Origin of the sequence: Rhodanobacter sp. Root480 (assembly GCF_001426645.1) — a bacterium.
Classification (GTDB): domain Bacteria; phylum Pseudomonadota; class Gammaproteobacteria; order Xanthomonadales; family Rhodanobacteraceae; genus Rhodanobacter; species Rhodanobacter ginsenosidimutans.
Genome location: NZ_LMEX01000004.1, coordinates 192,915 through 214,023 on the forward strand (window position 1 = coordinate 192,915; position 21,109 = coordinate 214,023).

The 21,109-nt window shown below is 64.4% G+C and carries 14 protein-coding genes; 4 read left to right on the forward strand and 10 right to left on the reverse strand.

Translation table 11 applies throughout. The annotated features are described in order from the left end of the window. Positions 1–55: 55 nt before the first annotated feature. The 5 genes from ASD22_RS15455 to xylF all read right to left on the reverse strand — a co-directional run bounded on the left by ASD22_RS15455 (position 56) and on the right by xylF (position 10,535). Positions 56–2,908 (reverse strand): TonB-dependent receptor, encoded by a 2,853-nt coding sequence (locus ASD22_RS15455; protein WP_343123428.1) that lies wholly within the window; start codon positions 2,906–2,908, stop codon positions 56–58. A 389-nt stretch (positions 2,909–3,297) separates the two neighbouring features. Then, the gene (locus ASD22_RS15460; RefSeq protein ID WP_235577667.1) at positions 3,298–5,640 is read right to left on the reverse strand and encodes a glycoside hydrolase family 31 protein; all 2,343 of its coding nucleotides are present in this window, start codon (positions 5,638–5,640) and stop codon (positions 3,298–3,300) included. Positions 5,641–6,764: 1,124 nt separating this feature from the next. Continuing rightward, complete coding sequence (locus ASD22_RS15465; RefSeq protein WP_156458439.1) at positions 6,765–7,958, reverse strand: sugar ABC transporter permease; 1,194 nt, start codon at positions 7,956–7,958, stop codon at positions 6,765–6,767. Continuing rightward, complete coding sequence (locus ASD22_RS15470) at positions 7,955–9,529, reverse strand: xylose ABC transporter ATP-binding protein (RefSeq protein ID WP_056085450.1); 1,575 nt, start codon at positions 9,527–9,529, stop codon at positions 7,955–7,957. Before ASD22_RS15470 ends, ASD22_RS15465 begins: the two co-directional genes overlap by 4 nt. Beyond that, a complete protein-coding gene (xylF, locus tag ASD22_RS15475; RefSeq protein WP_056608417.1) occupies positions 9,519–10,535 on the reverse strand; it encodes a D-xylose ABC transporter substrate-binding protein in 1,017 nt (338 codons plus the stop codon). Before xylF ends, ASD22_RS15470 begins: the two co-directional genes overlap by 11 nt. 631 nt (positions 10,536–11,166) lie before the next feature. On the opposite strand from xylF, the gene ASD22_RS15480 reads away from it, so the two are divergent. Further along, the gene (locus ASD22_RS15480) at positions 11,167–12,354 is read left to right on the forward strand and encodes a DNA-binding transcriptional regulator (protein WP_056085451.1); all 1,188 of its coding nucleotides are present in this window, start codon (positions 11,167–11,169) and stop codon (positions 12,352–12,354) included. A gap of 108 nt (positions 12,355–12,462) precedes the next feature. On the opposite strand, the gene tkt is transcribed toward ASD22_RS15480, so the two are convergent. Next, entirely contained in the window at positions 12,463–14,472 is a 2,010-nt protein-coding gene (tkt, locus tag ASD22_RS15485; RefSeq protein ID WP_056085452.1) for a transketolase, read from the reverse strand. Positions 14,473–14,718: 246 nt separating this feature from the next. Between tkt and ASD22_RS15490 the strand changes: the two genes are divergently transcribed. The 3 genes from ASD22_RS15490 (at position 14,719) to ASD22_RS15500 (ending at position 16,914) form a co-directional block, all read left to right on the forward strand. Further along, positions 14,719–15,363 (forward strand): outer membrane beta-barrel protein, encoded by a 645-nt coding sequence (locus ASD22_RS15490; RefSeq protein ID WP_056085453.1) that lies wholly within the window; start codon positions 14,719–14,721, stop codon positions 15,361–15,363. A 207-nt stretch (positions 15,364–15,570) separates the two neighbouring features. Next, the gene (locus ASD22_RS15495) at positions 15,571–16,167 is read left to right on the forward strand and encodes a porin family protein (protein WP_056085454.1); all 597 of its coding nucleotides are present in this window, start codon (positions 15,571–15,573) and stop codon (positions 16,165–16,167) included. A 159-nt stretch (positions 16,168–16,326) separates the two neighbouring features. After that, positions 16,327–16,914, forward strand: coding sequence for a porin family protein (locus ASD22_RS15500; protein WP_056085455.1), 588 nt, complete (start codon positions 16,327–16,329; stop codon positions 16,912–16,914). Between the two features lie 94 nt (positions 16,915–17,008). Here ASD22_RS15500 and ASD22_RS15505 read toward each other — a convergent pair whose 3' ends face one another. The 4 genes from ASD22_RS15505 to ASD22_RS15520 form a co-directional block, all read right to left on the reverse strand. Next, positions 17,009–18,013 carry a class I fructose-bisphosphate aldolase gene (locus tag ASD22_RS15505; RefSeq protein ID WP_056085456.1) on the reverse strand — a complete coding sequence of 335 codons (1,005 nt, stop codon included), beginning with the start codon at positions 18,011–18,013 and terminating at the stop codon, positions 17,009–17,011. A 136-nt stretch (positions 18,014–18,149) separates the two neighbouring features. Continuing rightward, positions 18,150–18,602 (reverse strand): energy transducer TonB, encoded by a 453-nt coding sequence (locus tag ASD22_RS15510; RefSeq protein ID WP_056085457.1) that lies wholly within the window; start codon positions 18,600–18,602, stop codon positions 18,150–18,152. Positions 18,603–18,672: 70 nt separating this feature from the next. Further along, positions 18,673–20,145 (reverse strand): pyruvate kinase, encoded by a 1,473-nt coding sequence (gene pyk, locus ASD22_RS15515; protein ID WP_056085458.1) that lies wholly within the window; start codon positions 20,143–20,145, stop codon positions 18,673–18,675. A 33-nt stretch (positions 20,146–20,178) separates the two neighbouring features. Further along, complete coding sequence (locus ASD22_RS15520; RefSeq protein ID WP_056085459.1) at positions 20,179–21,021, reverse strand: S1/P1 nuclease; 843 nt, start codon at positions 21,019–21,021, stop codon at positions 20,179–20,181. Positions 21,022–21,109 lie beyond the last annotated feature (88 nt).

Consider the following 21,109-nt stretch of genomic DNA (forward strand, 5'->3'; position numbering starts at 1 on the left):
AAGGTGCCGACAACCCGGGAAGGGGTACGGATTGCCGACACCGTGGAGCAACGGATCAGAAACTGAACTGCGCCTTCAGGCTGAACATGCGGTCGTTGATCTGCACATCACGCGGCCGCGTGTCCACACCGAAGATCGTGGCGCGTTTGGTGTTGGTCAGGTTGACTGCCGCGGCGGTCAGCGAGAACAGATCCGAGAAGTGATACGTCACCGAGGCGTCGACCTGGCCATAGGCCTTGTCGTAGATCGGCAGATCACCGGTACCGTTGCCGCGCGTGGTGACCACCCACTGGCTGCGCCAGTTGTAGGCAACGCGGGCGGAAATCGGGCCCTTCTCGTACATCGCCACGAGGTTGTAGCTGTTCTTCGACAGACCTTCCAACGGCACCTGCAACGGGTTGCCGTCGGTGTCCATCGCATCCGGGCTGGGCGCCTTGCTGTAGACGTAGGTGTAGTTGGCCTGAATGCCCAGTCCGTCGAAAGGCTCGGGCAGGAAGTCGAAGAAGGTCTGGTAACCCATCTCCGCACCCTTGATCACGCCGTTGTCGCCATTGACCAGGCGGGTGACGTTGTAATCATGCGTTGCGCCCAACTGGTCCACATGCGGCTCGTTGACCGAGGTGCTCTGCACGAAGCCGTCCACCGCCTTGTAGAACAGCGCGCCGTAAAGCATCTGGTTCGGCGCGATGTACCACTCCAGCGACGTGTCGTACTGCTTGGCCGTCATCGGCTTCAGGTAGGGATTGCCGCCGGCATTGCCGGTATAGGCATTCGCGCCCGTGTCCGCATTCGGCGTGCTCAGGGTCAGCATCGGATTGAGCTGGTCGAAGCTCGGCCGCGACAAGCCCTTCGACGCGGCGAAGCGCCACTGCAAGGTGTCGGTGAGGTGGACCGTGACGTTGAGGCTGGGCAGGTAGGAGTTGTACGAGTTGTCGACGCTGAGCGGCAGCACCGCGCCGGTCGAGTCGGTCATCACGCCGTGCGTGCTGACATTCGTGCGCACCGCGCGCACGCCGACATTGCCGTCGACGGGGATGGAACCCAGCTGCGTACCGAAGTTGATCAGGGCGTAGGCGGCGTAGGTTTTCTCGCCCTGCTTGTTGGTGCCGGTGGCCGGATAGGTCAGCGGGTCGGCCATGCCGAACATGGTGCGCGAGGCATCGTAGTCGTACAGCAACGACGGGTTCGGCGCCAGGAACGAGCCGATCACGTCGGCGTCGCCATGGAAGAAATCGGCGAACGAACGCTGCACCCAGGTGGAGTTGTCGAAGTTGGACAGCGGCTGGCCGATCCATACGAAACGGTAGCCGGAGTCCTCGGTTTCCGCCTTGCGATCGGTGGTGCGCACGCCGAACTTGATCGACTGCAGAAAATCGCCGCCGAACGAATACTCGCCATCGGCACGCCAGGCGAATTCGCGCCCGCGGCTCCTGGCCTTGTCGTCCAGCAGGAAGTTGAACGCACTGTTGGCCGGATTGGTCACGTACGCGTTGTCCACGCCCAACACCGGCGTGTGGCCACCGATGTCCTGATAGAAATACGGCGTGGTGGTGTGGGTGTTGAGGATGTAGCGGAACGTGTCGGTCTTGGCCTTGATGTACTGGAAATCGGTCTTCAAGGTGAGGTTGTTGGTGGCGTTCCACGAACCGCCCCACGAGAAGTCGGTGGTGACCGAGTGGCGCGTGGTGAGGCTGCTGTTGGAGTCGACGCTGACGCCGGCCGTTGGTGCGACGGATGGATCAGGGGCGCCATCGGCATTCACACCACCGGTACCGTTGAACGTACCGCTGATGAAGTCGCCACTCGGACCGAACTCGAACGGCTTCGTCGGATCGGGAATCATCCCGCTGGTACCGGTGTAGGCGAAGTACGAGTAATCGTTCCACTGGAACTTGTAATCCGAACGCAGCGCCTGCGCGTACAACTCGACGTCGGCATTCGGACGCCATTGCAGCGCGACGGACGTACCCAGTCGACGGCGCTGTCCCAGCGTCTCGCCGACGCCGCCGCCATGCGGCACCTGCAGCGTGCGGCCTTCGAAGCCGGGGTAATCCGCTTCCGGATAAACCTCACCCGTCGCCGGGTCGGTGGCGCCGGCGTGGATGGTGTAGAACGGCTCGGTGCTGATCACGTCCTGGCGGAACGAATGCTTCTGGTAGGCCACGTCCACCAGCAGGCCGAACTCGCCGGCGTCGGTATCCCAGCGGTTGCTGTACAGCGCGGAGGCCGAGGGGTGGCCATCCTTGATCAGGTCGCCGTAGTCGTATTCACCGGTGACCGCGATCTTCTGGCCCTCGAAATCGAACGGCTTGTGCGTGCGCAGGTTCACCGTGCCACCGAGGCCGCCCTCGATGATTTCCGCGGACGGGTTCTTGTACACATCGATGCCGGCCAGCAGTTCGGACGGCACGTCCTCGAAGCTCAACGCGCGCCCGCCGTTGGCGGTGAAGGCGTCACGGCCGTTGATCTCGGTGCGCACCTGGGTCAGGCCGCGGATGGCGATGGTGCTGCCCTCGCCGTAGTTGCGATCGATCTGGATGCCGGTGATGCGCTGCAGTGCCTCGGCCACATTGCTGTCGGGCAGTTTGCCGATGTCCTCGGCCACGATCGAATCGACGATCTGATCCGCGTTCTGCTTGATCGAGATCGCCGACGCCATGCTGGCGCGCACGCCGGTGACGGTGACTGCACTGAGACTGGTGGTTTCCTGTTTGGCCGCGTGCTTCTGCGTCTGCTGCGGTGCGGCCTGGTCGGTGGTCGCGCCGGTCGTAGTGTCGGCCTGTTGCGCCCACACCGCCGCCGGCATGGAGAACATCGCCACGCTCATCGCGATGGCCATCGAAAGGCCGCTGCGGCGCAATGGCACCGCGTCGAACCGCCGGGATTTGTCGCTGTCTTGCCTGTTCATCTGATATTTCTTCCCGAAGAATTTGGATTGCTGCGGCAGTGATCTGCGCATGCATGTCGCCGATGGCGATGGCACCAACCTGGCGTATATCTCCGGGTTGCGTCAGCGCCCTGCCCGTCCCCTGGTGCTCACTGAAGAACATTCGGTGCACTGGCAGCGCACGCATGCTGGAGGGAGCGCAACACGGGTGCAATTACGAAATCAGCGATTCGAGTGACGTTTCTTCATTTGCATTCGCCGCAAAACACAAGGTGAATCCACCGCATTGGCCCACACGAATCCCCGCGAAACACGGCGATCCGAATGCTTTGCGCGCCGGGGGTGATCGACCGACCGTCGTATGCGTTGCACCGCACGAGGGCGAAGACGGCGACGCAACGTCACGCCAATTATTTGCCCATTACCCTCGCCAGGCCCGCGACCTTCCTGCCGAACGCCGCACCGCCGCCGGTAGCGCGCAAGCTTTGCGATGCGTTGTCCCAGTGCAGTGCCGTGGTGGTGCCCTGCCCTTTTTGATACGCGTACGAAGTGCCGTCGTCGTCATACAGCGCGAACTCGGCGTCGCTGCCGGGGTAGACGCGAATCTCGGCGATCGATTGCTTCGATGCGGTGGACTGGACGTCCGAACCCAACGGCACGATCGAACCGGCGCGCACGAACACGGGAATCTGGTCGATGGGTGCGGCCACTTTCACCCAGCGTCCGCCGGCCAGCTTTTCGTTGGTCCAGAAGTTGTACCAGTCGCTGCCGGCAGGCAAATAGACGTCTTTTTCGGTCTGGCCCTGTTCGGTGATCGGCGCCACCAGGAACGCGGGGCCGAACATGTATTGCGTGCCGAGGTCGGCGACGTTGGGATCGTCCGGGAAATCCATCCACAACGGACGCATGAACGGCGCGCCGGTGTCGTAGGTCTTTTTGGCCAAGCTGTAGATGTAGGGAATCAGGCGATAGCGAAGCCGGTCGTACTTCGCCATGACCGCCTCGGCCTCATGGCCGAACGCCCAGATTTCCGTGTGCTTGCGGCTGCCGTGGATGCGCAGCGTGGGCAGGAAAGTGCCGTACTCGAACCAGCGCGTCAGCAGTTCGGGGTAGTCGTTGTTCTGCCCCACCACGTCGCGTGCGTCGGAGGGATCGAGCAACGGCTTTTTGGTGGCGCTGGTAGTCTGCGGCAGCCACTGCCAGCCGCCGATGTCGTTGCCCCAATAGGCAATGCCCGACGCGGTCATGTTGAGGCCGGTGGGAATCTGGCGGCGCAGCGCTTCCCAGCTCGGGTCGACATCCGACGACCAGAACAGCGCGCCGGTACGCTGCGAACCCAGGTACGCCGCGCGGGAAAGAATCAGCACGCGCTCGTCCGGTTTCCAGGCGCGCATGCCCTTGGCCACGCTTTCCACGTGCAGCAGCGGGAACACGTTGTGGTAACGGTCGCCGGAGCCGATCGAGAAGAAATAGCCGTCCGGCACCAGGTCGGGTTCGGTTTCGTCCAGCCACGGGTAGTCGAAGCCGTGCGACAGGATGTTGTCGCGCATGTGCGTCCAGAACCACTGGCGTGCGGCCGGGTTGGTCGCGTCGATCAGCGCACCGGCGCGATCGGAACGGAACGGCAGGCCATCGACCGTCTTGCCGTTCTTGTCCTTCAGGAAATAGCCCTTGGTGTCGAGCTCCTTGAAATAGCGGCTGGAACGCTCGAAGCGCGGCCACACCGACACGATGGATTTCATGCCCATCGCGTGCAGTTGCCGGTTCATGCCATCGGGGTCGGGGAACTCCGCCGGGTTGATGTCCATCTGGCCCATGCGCGTCCAGTAGAACCAGTCGAGCACCATCACGTCGAGCGGATAGTTTTTCTCGCGATAGGTCCGTGCCACGCGCAGGATCTCGTCCTGGCTGCTGTAGCGCGCCTTGGACTGGATCAGGCCGAACGCCGCCTTGGGCGGGATCGGCGTCTTGCCGGTCACCCGCGCGTAAGCCGAGTAGATCTGCTCCGGCGTGTCGCCGGTGATGACGAAGAAGCTGACGCGCTCACCCACTTTCGACTGGAACCGGGTGTGACCGTTGATGCCGGCCACGAAGCGCGTCTCCGACGGGTTGTCCCAGATGATGCCGTAGCCCTTCGACGAAACCATGAAGGGCACGCACACGGTTTCGCCGCTGGGCGCGTCGTACCAGTGCTTGCAGTCGATCACGCGGCCGCGCAGGTCGAGCGGCCCCAGGCTGTCCTGGTTCTGGCCCATACCGTAATAGTGCTCATCGGCGGGCGCCTTGAAGGTGGCGCCCACCTGATAGGTGGCCTCGCCCGCCACCTCATGCGGCGACATCTCCCAACCGGTCATGTCGACGACCGTCACGCCGCTGGCGTTCTTCACCTGCAGGCTCACCGGCGCCAGCTGCGGCGCGAAATAGCGATCGGTGATCGCCGGCGTACGCGGCGGCGGTGGCGCGTCCACATGCAGGGTCAACGCGGCGGACGCAAAAGTGTTGCCGCTGGCATCACGGGTTTGCTTGAAGGTCGAGCTGTCGGCGTGGTCGGCAAGAATCCCGTAACCGGGCGCCGCCAGCACCTGCGCCTTGTCGGCGGCAATCGTCACGTGGACGACGTTCGGGCCATACGCCTCGACGCTTACCCACGCACCATGGCGGTCAAGCGCAACCCTCTCGGCGGCATCGACCGTGGCCACCGTGGCGACAAGGGCCAAGGCCAGGCTGAACAGGGCAATTCTGGAAATTCGCACGGCATCCCCCAACGCTGCTACGGACGCGCGCCACCAGGCGCACATCGGAATGCCTGTCTATTTATCATACAAATAGGCCGCACCCGCTCCGCTGCCCCGCTTTCGGCAAAATTCGTTACGCGGGTTGGGGGATTTGATAAAGACCGGGATTTCGCGGCAGGTCGTGCAACGAGTACAGACGGGCTTGCCTGGAACACACCCTGTGGGAGCGCCTTCAGCCCCGATGCGCTTGATGTTTGTAGGAGCGACTTCAGTCGCGACGCTTCTTGTTGGTCGAGCAAATCAAAGGCTTTCGATCGCCTGCGGCGCTCGAGTCACTTTTCTCTTGCGTGGCCAAGAGAAAAGTAACCAAAAGAGAAGGCCACCCCGCTTGGCGCTTGCCGCCCATCCATGGGCGGCAAGTCCGTGAGTCGGGGTCGGGCTTTTCGACAGGGCATCCTGCCCTGGCGAAAAGGAGTCGACATCCATGTCGACTCCCGCTGCGCGGCCTTGTCGGCCCCGCCTCACCGCCGCACAGGGGCCCCGGGTAGAGCGACGGGCCATCCTGGCCCGTACTCGGGATGGAGCCAGGGCAAAGGCGAAAGCAGAAGCAGAAGCAGAAGTTGCTCACCTCAGCCGTTCTCCCCGAGCGTAGGCCAAAGGCCGAAGTCGAAGGGCCGCTCGACTTCACCCTTCGACTCCGCCGTTGCGCGGCTACGCTCAGGGTGATCGGAAGTAAGAGGAACATCAAAAACCCACGCCGCGACGCTCTCGTAGCGGCAACGCCGCTGCGCACCGAGTGCGCGCCACGATGGCGCGCTGCTCTACCCGGGGCCCCTCAGAAGCGGCGGGCGGGCGGAGGAAGAGCCCGAAGGGTGGCTTGCATGGATGCAAGCCAGTTTGGCGTCAGCACAGGATGTGCTGTCGACAAACCCCGCAGCCCGTCCGCGGACTTTCCGGGCAGGATGCCCGGAAAGCGCGTAAGCGGGGTGCTCTTTCTCTTTGGTTACTTTCTCTTTGAGCACGCAAAGAGAAAGTGACTCGAGCGCCGTAGGCGATCGAAAGCTCTTGCTTTAAGGCTGCATGAAAGTAAAAAAGCTTACAACAAGAGCACCGCGCACAGGGTGCGCTCCTACAGGGGTGCGTCAGCGGCGGGCGCCGCTGGAGACTACGTCGGCCCAGACGGCCAGCACCAGGATCAGGCCTTTAACGATCATCTGCCAGTACGCATCCACGTCGATCATCGACATGCCGTTGTCGAGGCTGGCCATCACCAGCACGCCCACCAGCGCGCCATGCACCGTGCCCACGCCGCCGCGCATCGAGGCGCCGCCGATGAAGCAGGCGGCGATCGCGTCGAGTTCGCCGTTGATGCCGGCCGAGGGCGAGCCCGCGGCCAGGCGGGCGGTGTTGACCAGGCCAGCGAAGGCGCACATCACACCCATCAGGGCGAACACCGCCAGGCGCACGCGATCGACGTTGATGCCGGACAAACGCGTGGCTTCAATGTTGCTGCCGATGGCGTAGATGTGACGTCCGAACACCGTCTGCGTGGCAATGAACGAGAACACCGCCAGCAGGCCCAGCAACAACAGCACCGGCACCGGGATGCCGCCGTAATCGTTGAGCACGTGCACGAATACAAACAGCGCCACGGCGGCCGCGACCAGCTTGGCGGCATCCATCCAGACCGGGCTGACCTTCAGTTCCAGCCGCTGGCGCGCGGTGCGCCGGCGCCAGGTGACGAAGGCCAGCAGGGCCAGGATCAGCACCGCCAACACATTGCCCGTGGCCGGCGACACGTAGCCCTGGCCGATCACCACGAACGCGTCGGACGACGGCGCGATGGTGGAGCCGCCGGTGGCGCCCAGCAGCGCGCCGCGGTACGCCAGCATGCCGCCCAGGCCTACGATGAATGACGGCACTCTCAGCCACGTCACCCACAGGCCATTGAAGGTGCCGACCAAGGCGCCCAGCAGCAGCACCAGCAGGATGGTGACGGGCAGCGGCAGGTGCTGGCTGATGTCCAGGATGGCGGCTACGCCGCCCAGCAGGCCCAGCAACGAACCGACGGAAAGGTCGATTTCGCCGGCGATGATGATGAACACCATGCCCAGCGCCAGCATGCCGGTGATCGACATCTGCCGGAACAGGTTGGAGATGTTGCGCGAAGTGAGGAAGGCGCCGTTGGTGGCGTACGAGAAGTACGCCCAGATCAGCGCGACGGCCACCAGCAGCGCCACGATCTTGTATTGCGAAAAGAACTGCCGGACGCGGGTCGAGCCCGGCATTCGGTTCTGCCCGGAGGGCGCGGGGGAAACATTCACGGAAGCGTTCATGCGTTATCGATCCTGTGCGGCAATTCCAGCGCGGCGGCCAGCAGGTCTTCCTGGCGCAATCCGTCGTTGATGAAGTCGCCACGTATGCGGCCATCGGCCATCACCAGCACGCGGTCACTGAGACCGAGCACCTCGGGCATTTCGGAGCTGACCACGATGATCGCCATGCCGCGCGATGCAAGGTCGAAGATCAGCCGGTAGATTTCCTGCTTGGCGCCCACGTCCACGCCTCGGGTGGGCTCGTCGAGGATGAGTATCTTGGGATCGGGCATCAGCATGCGGGTCAGCACCGCCTTTTGCTGGTTGCCGCCGGAAAGGCTGGCGATCGGCAGCATGGGGCTGCTGGCACGCACGTTGAGCCGCTTCATCTCGTGGTGAAACGCGTGCGCCTCGCGGTTGCCGTCGATGACCCCGCCGCGCGCGTAATGGTCGAGCACGCTCAGGGTGATGTTCGGCCCCACGCCCATCAGCGGCACGATGCCATCGCGCTTGCGATCTTCCGGCACCATGCACAGGCCGGCGGCCACCGCCGCCTGCGGGCTGCGGATATGCACCGGCTTGCCTTCGATGCGCAACTCCGCGCTCCACGTGCCCGGATAGGCGCCGTAGATCGCCGACACCAGCTCGGTGCGACCGGCACCGATCAGGCCGGCGATGCCCAGGATCTCGCCCTTGCGCACTTGCAGCGACACGTCATCGACGCGCTTGCGCTTGGGGTTCATCACGTCCAGGCAGGTGACGTTGGATGCCTCAAGCACCACCTCGCCGATGGTGTGCGGCTTGCGCTCGAACATCTGGCCCAGTTCGCGGCCCACCATCATGGTGACGATCTGCGCGGTGTCGAGCTCGGCCATCGACCGCGTACCGATGTGCTTGCCGTCACGGATCACGGTGATGCGGTCGCATACCTCGGCCACTTCGTCGAGCTTGTGCGAGATGTACACGCAGGCCACGCCGCGGCGCTTGAGATCGGCCACGATCGACAACAGGGTGCGGGTTTCGGTGGCGGTGAGCGAGGACGATGGCTCATCGAAAATGATCAGCCGCGCCTCTTTGCTGAGCGCCTTGGCGATCTCGATCAGCTGCTGGTGGCCGCTGCCGTAGTGCAGCACCTGCTGCCCCACATTGATGCCTTCGATGCCCAGCTCGCGCAGCAGCGCTTCGGCGCGCTGGTGCATGGCCGGGTAATCCATCAGGCCGCCGAAGCGGCGGATCTCGCGGCCGAGAAAGATGTTCTCGGTGACGCTGAGCTCCGGCACCAGCATCAATTCCTGATGGATGATGGCGATGCCGGCGCGCTCGCTGTCGGCCACCGTGTGGGCCTGCAGCGGCACGCCATCGACCAGGATCTCGCCCTCGTAACTGCCGTAGGGATAGACGCCCGACAGCACCTTCATCAGGGTGGATTTGCCGGCACCGTTCTCGCCGCACAGACCCAGGCATTCGCCCGCGCGCACCTGCAGATCAACGCCGTCGACAGCGGCGAAGCTGCCGAACATCTTGCGGATGCCGCGCATGTCCAACAGGCAGTCGCCGTTCTCCCCGGCGCGGGCGGCGGACTCAGTTGCCATAGACCTGCGCATGGGTATAGAAGCCGTCGGTGATCACCTTGTCGACGTTGTCGCGGGTCAGCGCGACCGGCTGCAGCAGGATGCTGTCGACCGACTTCTCGCCATTGTCGTAATGCGAGTTGTAGGCCGGCTTCCCGCCACGGGCCAGGTCCACCGCCAGTTTGGCCGCCTGGGTGGCCAATTGGTCGAGCGGCTTGTACACGGTCATCGTCTGGGTGCCTTCGACCACGCGCTTGACGCCGGCCAGGTCGGCGTCCTGGCCGGACACGGCCACCTTGCCGGCCAGCCGCTGCGCGGCCAGCGCCTGCACCGCGCCGCCGGCGATGGCGTCGTTGGAGGCCACGATGGCATCGATGTTGTTGGCGTTGGCGGTGAGCGCATCTTCCACGATGCCCAGCGCCCGGGTCGGGTTCCAGTCCGGCACCCACTGGTCGCCCACGATCTTGATGTCGCCCTTGTCGATCAGCGGCTGCAGCACCTGCATCTGGCCCTGGCGCAGGATCTTGGCGTTGTTGTCGGTGGGCGCGCCGCCGAGCAGGAAGTAGTTGCCCTTCGGCTTGACGTTGACCACGCCCTGCGCCTGCATCTCGCCGACCTTGAGGTTGTCGAAGGAGATGTACGCGTCGACGTCGGCGTTGAGGATCAGGCGATCGTACGACACCACCTTGACGTGGTTGCGATGCGCCTCGCGGATCACGTTGCCCAGCACCTTGGAGTTCTGCGGCACGATCACCAGCACGTCCACGCCGCGCGAGATCATGTTCTCGATCTGCGCCACCTGGCGCTCCTCGCTGCCATTGGCCGATTGCACCAGTACCTTGGCGCCGAGCTTGGTGGCGGCGGCATCGAAGAAGTCGCGATCGCGCGCCCAGCGCTCCAGTCGCATGTCGTCGATGCTGAAGCCGATCAGGGTGGGTTTCTTGCTGCTCTGCGTGCAGCTGCTGGCAAGGCCCGCCAGGCCCAGGCACAGCAGCACTCCCAGCGCACGTAAGGTCGTCAGTTTCATGCTTGCTCCGTCACTCGCTTGTTCGAGGATTTCATGGGTACCCCAGCCTTTCGGCCATGTGGATGTCACGGACAACGGCACGCCGCCGCCCATAGTAGGAGCTTGGGCTTCACGCCAACAACCGCAGCGGCGGCACTGCACCCTTGCCGTCGTCACCCGGTTTGGCCGTCCATGCCGTCCCAGCTACGCCACTGCACGGTGATCGAAACACCGGGCAGCGTGGTCGACGATGCTCGCGACCGTCATCGTCGGCGACACACTTCCCCGCCGATGGTAGCGCTATCAGTGGCTGTTCGCGTAGCCCCCACCATCGAGCGGTCCCGTATCCACCCACGACGCCTGCGCGCGCGGCCCGGGTGACCTTCCCGCACCAGCTTCGCAGCGGCGCATGGACCGCTACCGAACCCGGCGGCGCAGCCCGGAAACGATCATGGTGCCGGTGCTGCGCCGCGGCATGCAATGACGAAATCGCCCAGATGGGCCACATTTCTTCTTGTGCGCACGCCGCAGCGCACCACGGTCGTGCGTTGCACTCGTGCTAGCCTCGGGAAATCCGGCTGCAACACGTGCGCGTATACGGCGCACGCCAGGTACGGGGCTACCTTCGAGGCGGCTCCTCCAAGGTGAACCCATGAGCCACCCACACGGCGTCCATCGCATCGCGTTGCTGTTCAACGCGAACAAGGCATTCGATCGCCAGGTCATCGCCGGCATCGGCAACTATCTGGCGTCCACCCGGGTCAGCTGGGACCTGTTCATGCAGGAGGATTTCCACTGCCGGGCGACCGACCTGATCGAGTGGTGCGGCGATGGCATCATCACCGCCGTCGACGACCCGATCTATACGGCGTTGCGCCAGGTCGACGTGCCGGTGGTCGCCGTCGGTGGCTCCTATGCCGATGCGTCGCGCTACCCGAAGGGCTTGCCGTACATCGCGACCGACAATGCCGCGCTGGTGCGGCTGGCCTATGACCATCTGATCGAGCAGGGCCTGCAGAACTTCGCGTTCTATTCCCTGCCGCTGGCGCCCAACATCCCCGGCTGGGCCGAGGAGCGGGAACGGCTTTTCGACGCGATGCTCCGGCGCGACGGCCTCGAGGGTTTCATCTATCACGGCCATGCCACCACCGCCGCCGGCTGGAGCGACGCCACCGAGGCTTTGATGGCCTGGCTGCAATCCCTGCCCAAGCCGATCGGCGTGCTGGCGGTGACCGATGCACGCGCACGGCAGCTGCTGCAGGCCTGCATGATGGCCGACATCCCGGTGCCCGACGAGGTGGCCATCGTGGGTATCGACAACGACCCGCTGACGCGGATGCTCAGCCGCATCCCGCTCACCTCCGTGCAACAGGGCACCGAGGAAATGGGACGCACCGCCGCGCATGTATTGCACCGCATGCTGCATGGCGCCGACTGCAGTGACACCCGCGTGCTGGTGCCGCCGGAGAATCTGCACGTGGGTGCATCGAGCATGTACCAGTCGGTGTGCAGCCCGTATGTGATGCGCGCGCGCCACTACATCCGCCAGTACGGTTGCCTTGGCATCCGCACCGAGCAGGTGGCCGATTACGTGGGAGTGTCGCGCTCGCTGCTGGAGGAGCATTTCCGGCGCACGCTGAAACGCAGCGTCCACCAGGAGATCCTGCGGCACAAGCTGGAGATCGCACAGGATTTGTTGCGGCAGGGCGAATCGTCGATGGCCGACATCGCCGTGCGTTGCGGCTTCACCTCGGTGCAATACCTCTACACCGTGTTCCGTCGGGAGCTGGGTTGCACGCCCAGGGCGTTCCAGGAGCAGCAGGCCGAAACCAGCATGTAGGAGCGACTTCAGTCGCGACGCTCTTCTTCCGTAGCCTCAAAGAAAGAGCATCGCGACTGAAGTCGCTCCCACAGAAAAACAACGCGCCCCTGTGGGGGCGCGCCGGGTTCAGCCCACCACGCGCTTGGCCGCGTCGACCACGTGCGCCACGGTAATGCCGAAGTGCTCGAACAGCTGCGGCGCGGGTGCGGAGGCGCCGAAGGTGTTCATGCCGATCACTTCGCCGTCGAAGCCGACGTACTTGGCCCAGAAGTCGGCACTGGCCGCTTCCACCGCCACGCGGGCGCGGCACCAGCCCGGCAGCACGCCTTCGCGGTATTCCAGCGGCTGTTCGTCGAACACGTCGGTGCACGGCATCGACACCACGCGGGCAGCGATGCCCTGTTGTGCCAGCGCGCGCGAGGCTTCCATCGCCAGCTCCACCTCGGAGCCGGTGCCGATCAGGATCACCTGGAACTTCGTGTCCGCCGGATCGGACAGCACATAGCCGCCGCGGCGGATGTCCGCCAGCTGCTGCTCATCGCGCTGCTGATGCTTCAGAGCCTGGCGCGAGAATACCAGGCATGACGGCGCACCACGACGCTCGATCGCGGCCTTCCACGACACCGCCGACTCCACTGCATCGCAAGGACGCCACACGTGGTTGTTCGGGATGAGGCGCAGGCTGGCCATGTGCTCCACCGGCTGATGGGTGGGGCCGTCTTCGCCCAGGCCGATCGAGTCATGCGTGTAGACGTGAATGGCTTGCGCGGGGATCAAGGCGCTCATGCGAACCGCGTTGCGGGCGTAATCGGAGAACACCATGAAAGTGGCGTCGTAGGGAATGAAGCCGCCATGCAGCGCCAGGCCGTTGGCGATCGCGGTCATACCGAATTCGCGCACGCCGTAATAGACGTAGTTGCCCTTGCCGTCGGAGCTGTTGCCGTTGCCGGCGTCGAGGCTGCCCTTCCACTTGGTGAGGTTGGAGGCGGCCAGATCGGCGGAACCACCCAGCAGTTCGGGCAGAAGCGGACCATAAGCGTCCAGGGTCATCTGCGAAGCCTTGCGCGAAGCCACCTCGGGGCCTTCCGCCTGCAGCTTGGCGACATATGCCTGCGACTTCTCGGCCCAATCCTGCGGCAGTTCGCCGGACAAACGGCGCTTCAGCTCGGCCGCCAGCTCCGGATGTGCCGTGGCGTAGGCGGCGAATGCCTCGTCCCAGCTGCGTTCGCGGGCGACGCCCTTGTCGCGCGCGTTCCAACCGGCATAGATGTCGGCCGGGATCTCGAACGGCGCATGGTTCCACTGCAACTGCACGCGCGCGGCGGCAATCTCGTCCTTGCCCAGCGCGGCACCGTGGCTTTCTTCCTTGCCCTGCTTGTTGGGCGCGCCGAAACCGATGATGGTCTTGGCGCAGATGAGCGTGGGGCGCTCACTCTGCGCGGTGGCCTGCGCCAGCGCCTTCTTCACCGCCTCGGCGTCGTGGCCGTCGACATCGCGGATCACGTTCCAGCCGTAGGCTTCGAAACGCGCGGGCGTGTTGTCGGTGAACCAGCCTTCGACTTCGCCATCGATGGAGATGCCGTTGTCGTCATACACCGCCACCAGCTTGCCCAGCTTCCAGGTGCCGGCCAGCGAGGCGACTTCGTGCGAGATGCCTTCCATCAGGCAGCCGTCGCCGAGGAACACATAGGTGTGGTGATCGACGATATCGTGGCCGGGCCGGTTGAAGCGCGCCGCCAGAATCTTTTCAGCCAGCGCAAAGCCCACGGCGTTCGCCAGGCCCTGGCCCAGCGGACCGGTGGTGGTTTCGGCGCCGGGCGTGTGGCCGTATTCCGGATGGCCGGCGGTCTTCGAATGCAGCTGGCGGAAGTGCTTCAGCTCGTCGATCGGCAGGTCGTAGCCGGACAGGTGCAGCAGCGCGTACTGCAGCATCGAGCCGTGGCCGTTGGAGAGCACGAAGCGGTCGCGGTTGAACCAGCCCGGGTTGCCCGGATTGAACTGCAGGAAATCGTTCCACAACACCTCGGCGATGTCGGCCATACCCATCGGCATGCCCGGATGGCCGGACTTGGCCGCCTCGACGGCATCCATGGCCAGGGCACGCACAGCATTGGCTAGTTCACGACGGGTGGGCATCAGGTTCTCTCCGGGGCGGGCAAAATCCCATTATCGCTGATTCAGCTTGTCACTGTCGCGCTCTCCGGGACGCGCAGTTTTGGACGGCTGAAAGGCCAAACATTAATTCGGCCTTAATTTTTGGTCAGGACATATCGGCGCGCTTCAGGCTCGGGCCTGTTCAATGCACCCGCCCCCGGATTCCGTGGGTCGTCATCGGGCTTTCCCCAACCCGACGATGCATTGGTTATACGCAGGAGTTCCCTCATGAAAAAAACACTACTAGCCCTGGCGATTACCTCCGCGTCTCTTTGCGCCCTGCCCGCATTTGCGCAGGACGACTCTGTTTCCAGCAGCACCCCGACGTCCGCGAACGGCAACTACCAGCCGAACCAGGCTGTCGGCAGCGGCAACTGGTTCATCGGTGCCAACGTTGGCCAGGCCCACGTGGCGCAAGGCCCGTACAACGATCACCCGACCACCTACGCACTGACCGGCGGCTACCGCTGGAAGGTCGGCCAGGACGTCGGCCTTGGCGTTGATATCGGCTACAACGACCTGGGCAATTTCCGGTTGAAGAACGCCTTCAACAGCGACAACGTCAACCTCACCGGTCGCCGCAACGCGTTGCGCGGCTGGACCGCCGGCGTCAACGGCCGCATCAACGTGTGGCAGGGGCTGTATGTCAGTGGCCGCACCGGCGTGTACGGCTGGAAGGGCCACGGCTACAACAACCAGGACGTCAACCGTCACTCGCTGGAAAAGGTCGACTACTACGCGGGTGCCGGCGTGGGCTACGACTTCAACAACAACTTCAGCCTGGGTCTGGCGTACGACTACTACCACGCCAAGAAGCACGGCATCAGCTTTAGCTCGGATACCGCCACGGTATCGGCTGAATACCGGTTCTGACCGGTGATGCCCCGAAGAGGCGCGGCGCGGGCCGCCGCGCCTCTTCTCGCCGCGGATTAACCCAGACTTAATACTGAACTTGTCGGTATTGAATCTCCGGACCGCAGCACCATCTAAGTGGCAGGTGTCGTCGCCCCCATGGCGCGCGCCCGCAGCGACCACTCCCCCAATGGGTCGCCTGCCACAAAAAAAACACTGGAGATATCCATGAAAAACAAGAGTCTGCTTGCCCTCGCCCTCGCCACTGCCGGCCTGGTTGCCGTACCCGCAGCCTTTGCGCAGAGTGCGCCCACGCAGAACGGCGGCTGGTTCGTCAACGGCAACGTCGGCCAGACCTCGATCAACCACGGCCCGTACGACGACAACGACACCGGCTATGCCGTCAACGGTGGTTACCGCTGGTCGGTGAACCCGTCTGTCGCACTGGGCGTCGAGGTTGGCTACAACGACCTGGGCAACATCCACGCCAAGAACGTCTTCAATGACGACCCGGTGGTGGAAGACGGCAAGTCGCAGCTGCACGGCTGGACGGCCGGCGTGAACGGTCACTTCAACGTCACCCCGAACTGGTACGTCAGCGCCCGCACTGGCATCTACGGCTGGAAGGGCCACGGCCTGAGCAACAACGAGAACCCGGTCCGCAAGGGTCTGGATGACACCAGTTGGTACGCCGGCGCCGGCTTCGGCTACGACTTCAACAACAACGTCAGCGTAGGCTTGAACTACGACTACTACGACGCGAAGAAGGACCGCATCGACCTGAGCACGGACATGGTGTCGGTCAGCGCGGAATACCGCTTCTGATTCGATTCACCCTGTTGCACGGACGACAGGAAGAAGGGCGCCGCAAGGCGCCTTTCTTTTTGCCCGCGTTTTTCCCCGGACCCGGCCAGCCGTTACAATCGCGTCGCCGCAGAAGCGGCTCATCGGATTGATCGGACCATCAGGAGGGTCCATATCCCCATGCGTAAACACCTACTCCCCCTTGCCATCGCCGCCAGCGGCATGGCCTTCGTCGCGACCGCCCACGCAGAACAGCCCAACGGCTGGTTCGTCAACGGCAACGTCGGCAGCTCGCACTACAGTGCAGAGGTCGACGACTTCGGCTCGGGTACCGAAACCGACACGGCGTTCATCGTCAACGCCGGCTACCGCGACCAGCGCATCCTCGGCTTCGAGGCCGGTTACACCAACCTCGGCAGCATCAGCGAGAGCGACGACTTCGGCGACCGCGTGAAACTGTCCGGCGATGGCTGGACGCTGGGCCTCAACGGCCATTTCAACCCCACCAGCCACTGGTACATTTCCGCGCGCGGCGGCGCCTTCCTGTGGAAGCTGCACGCCAAGGCGCGCATCGCCTATGACGACGGCAGCTCGGACACGTTCCGCGCCAGCGAGCAGTCGCTGGGCTGGTACGCCGGCGTGGGCACGGGTTACGACATCAACCGCCACTGGAGCGTGGGTGGCAACTTCGATTACTACAAGATCGACAAGGACGTGTACGAGCTTGGCACGCGGATTTTCTCGGTCAGCGCCGAGTACCGCTTCTGAGATCCGCCGGCTGACGCCACCGCGTCACCGACAATAAAAAAGGGCACCTTGCGGTGCCCTTTTTTATTCATGCCTTGCTGGCGATTCGCTTGCGTCAGCCGTTCCAGCGCCCCAGTGCCGCCAGGCCGTTGTCGCGGGCGCGGGCATGGACGGTCTTCTGCGCCTCGGCAACGTTCGCCTTCGGGTCTTTCGCCCACAGTTTCAGCGCCGCCTGCTGCATGGCACGGCCATACGAGAACGACAGCGGCCACGGATGCGGGCCGATATGGTTGATCGCATTGAGATGGCTGGTGGCCTGCTTGTCGGTCTGCCCCCCGGAGAGGAACACGATGCCCGGCAACGAGGCCGGCACGCATGATTTCAGCACGCGTACGGTGGCATCGGCCACTTCCTCGGCATCCACCTGCTCGTCGCTGTCCTTGCCCGGAATGACCATGCTGATCTTCAGGATGGTGCCTTCGAGCATCACGTTCTGCTCGTACAGCGCGTTGAACAAGCTGCGCAGCACGGCTTCGTGCACCTCATAGCTGACGTCGATGGAATGGTCGCCGTCCATCAACACTTCAGGCTCGACCATCGGCACCAGGCCGGCCTCCTGGCACAGCGCGGCATAGCGCGCCAGCGCGTGGCAGTTCGCCTCGATGGCGGTGGAACTGGGGGTGTCCTCGGTAATCTTGATCACCGCCCGCCACTTGGCGAATTGCGCACCCAGTTTGGCGTATTCCTGCAACCGCTCGCGCAGGCCGTCGAGCCCTTCGGTGACCACGTCGCCCGGAAACCCGGCCAGCGGCACGGTTCCCTTGTCGACCTTGATGCCGGGAATGATGCCGGCCTTCTTCATCACCGTGGTGAACGGCACGCCATCCTTCGTGGACTGGCGGATCGTCTCGTCGTACAGGATGGCGCCGGAAATATGTTCGCCGAGAGCGGGCGTGGTCAGCAGCATTTCGCGATAGGCGCGTCGGCTTTCCTCGGTACTCTCGACGCCGACGGCGGCCAGACGCTTGCCGATCGTCTTGGTCGATTCATCGATGGCGATGATGCCCTTGCCGGGCGCGACCATGGCCAGGGCGATGCTTTCGAGATCTTCAATACTCATGGCGACTCCGTGGAACGCGGCGGCGACAAACCGCACGAGGGACGATGCCGCACCAACATGCGCGCCGGTACGGTTCAGAGCTCGCCATTATAGGCCAGTTGCACGAGGGTGACTCGCCTGCGGGAAGGCAGCCGTGTCAATGCTGGCCGTTGTATCCCGGCAGCACGCAGGCGTCGACTACCTGCTTCCGCGCCGCTTTGTCCTCGGGCGCGTTGAACGGCACGATGTAATACGTGGATATCGGCTCGGCGTTGCGGTTGGTCAACGACGGCCCGTAGCGGAAATTGGCGACGGCGTTGACCGCCATCGGGCCCAGGTCGCTCTTGGGGATCAGTTTGACCAGGGTCACATCGAGCGGCACGCCGTCCGAACCGACCGTGTAGGTCACGGCGGCACAGCCGGGCTTGTCGAGGTTCAGCCCGCTGTTCGGGGCATCCAGCTTGATCTGGGTATTGAGCAGGATCCAGTAGCGGTAAAGATTCTGCGGATCGAGCTTGCGCATCTGCGTCTGTGCCAGCAACGGCACGGAGAAAAGCGCCATCAGTACGGGCAGCACGATGGTCAGGGACGGGCGGAATGACGACTTCATGACAACCTCCAGGGATGCAACCGCATGCCCGCAGTGTAGCCGCGGGCATGTGTAGAAATCGCACTTGTCGTTACAGGTCGCGCAGGCTTTCCACCATGCCGCCGGTACCGACCGCCAGCAATTTCAGCGTGTTGGTGCCACCGCCGAGGCCAACATGGTCGCCGTGGGTGACCACCACGCGATCGCCCTCGCTGAGCTTGCCCTGGTCGAACAGCAACTGCACGGCGGCGCGGGCGGAGGCGGCGAGGTTCTGGCCGGCATGGTTGAATTCCACCGGCTTCACGTCGCGCAGCACCAGCATGCGTCGGCGCGCATCGTCGAACGGCGACAACGCGTAGATCGGCACCGCGGTGCGGTAGCGCGACAGCCACTGCGCGGTGGCGCCCGACTCGGTCAGCGCGATGATCGCGCGCACGCCCAACTGCTTGGCCACCAGCATGGCGGCCAGCGCAATGGCCTGATCGGTGCGATCGAGGCGGTGGCCGGCAGTGGTGAGGTCGTCCTTGGGTTCGAACTGGCGCTCGGCGCCCAGGCAGATGCGCACCATCGCCTGAACAGCCTTGTCCGGATGCGCGCCGGCAGCGGTTTCCTGCGACAGCATCACCGCATCGGTGCCGTCGATCACCGCGTTGGCCACGTCCAGCACTTCGGCGCGGGTGGGGATCGGCGCGTAGACCATCGACTGCAGCATCTGCGTGGCGGTGATCACCGCGCGATTGCGCTGCACCGACTCGCGGATGATCTTCTTCTGCAGGCCCGGCAGTTCGGCGTCGCCGATTTCCACGCCCAGGTCACCGCGCGCCACCATCACCACGTCGGAGGCGTCGATGATCTCGCCCAGCACGGGGATCGCGTCGGCACGCTCGATCTTGGACACCAGCGAGGCGTTGCCGCCCGCTTCGTGCAGCAGGCGACGCGCCTGGTGCATGTCGTCGGCCGAACGCACGAAGGACACGGCCAGGAAATCGGCGCCGATCTCGGCGGCCAGCTTGATGTCGGCCTTGTCCTTGTCCGACAGCGCTGTCACCGACAGCCCGCCGCCCTGGCGATTGAGGCCCTTGCGGTCGGACAGGCGGCCGCCGATCAGCACCTGGCAACGCACTTCGGCGCCCACCACTTCCAGCACCGTCAAGGCCAGCAGGCCGTCGTCCAGCAACAGGACGTCGCCGGCATGCACATCATTGGGGAGGCCGTAATAGCTGACGCCGACGCGCTGGTCGTTGCCGGCGGGTGCGTCGGGGCGGCAATCCAGCACGAAGGATGCGCCGTTGACCAGTTCGATCGGGCCGTTGGCAAATTTCTCGATGCGGATCTTGGGGCCTTGCAGATCGGCCAGGATGCCGACCTCGCGACCGGCGCTGGCGGCAGCGACGCGAACCGCGGCGGCGCGTGCGCGATGGTCGTCGGGCTGACCATGGGAAAGGTTGAGTCGAACCACGTCCACGCCATCGGCGATGATCTGTTCGAGCATGCCGGGAGCATCGGTGGCGGGGCCGAGCGTGGCGACGATTCGGGTACGGCGGGATTGGGGTTCGGTAGTCATCAAATCAGATTACCAGAACTCTTCGTCCCCATATCAATGCTTGTGCGCATGTTGCGTGACGACGTCACCCAGATGACGGTTCAAGACCTCGGCCAACCGCCTTCCCGCCACGCGCAAACGCCGTTCGGCAAGCGGGAGGTTCCGGTCCACATAGGCCGACCCGATTCGCCGTCTGGATGGATAGAAGTCCATTGCGGCGGTGAGCCGGCACGACTCCTCGGCCCATTGCGCGTACGGGTTGTCCAGCGGGGCGATCGGCCGCGGCAAGGTCGCCGGCGATCGCGAATCCAGCAGGTTGGCGTAATCCCGCCAGCGCAAGTGGCGCGTACCCAGCAGGCCGGAATCCCACACCTTGTGCAGGTTGCTGCCCTTGCCCTCGAACTGCACCTGATACTGGTTGCCACCGCGGTCCGGCCGGTAACCGGCGTGCAGCGGCTGGTGCACGTCACCCACCAGATGCACCACGAACTTCAGCGCTTCGCGCCGCACCGCATCGGGCTGCGAACGATCGCCCAGCACCTGCACTTCCCGCGCCAGCGCGGCCACCACGCACTCGCCCTTCGGGCAATCGCGCGGCGCCACGTAGTGGCAGCGGTCGCTGGAAAAATTGACGTAGTGCCAGCGACTTGTGCGTTTCCACAACGCCTGCAGCGCGGGATCGTTGCGGACCTGGTCGGGCCAGTTGGCCACGTCGGCCAGGTGCGTGGTGTGCTCCGGCGCCAGCAGTCGCTCCACCTCCCTTTCGGCTGCGGGGCTCAGCTGGCGTTGCGCCAGTTCGGCCACCACGCTGTGTCCCAGCGGCCCCCACGCCCGGGCGGACGGCGCGGCCAGAAACATGGCCGACGCCAGCAGGAGGGAGAGGATAGGTCGCGACATCACGGGCACTCGCGCAAACGCGGAAGTCTGCCACAAGGCGAATCTCCCTCCGCAGGAACAGTGCTTTCATTGTAAGATTCGAGGGCTG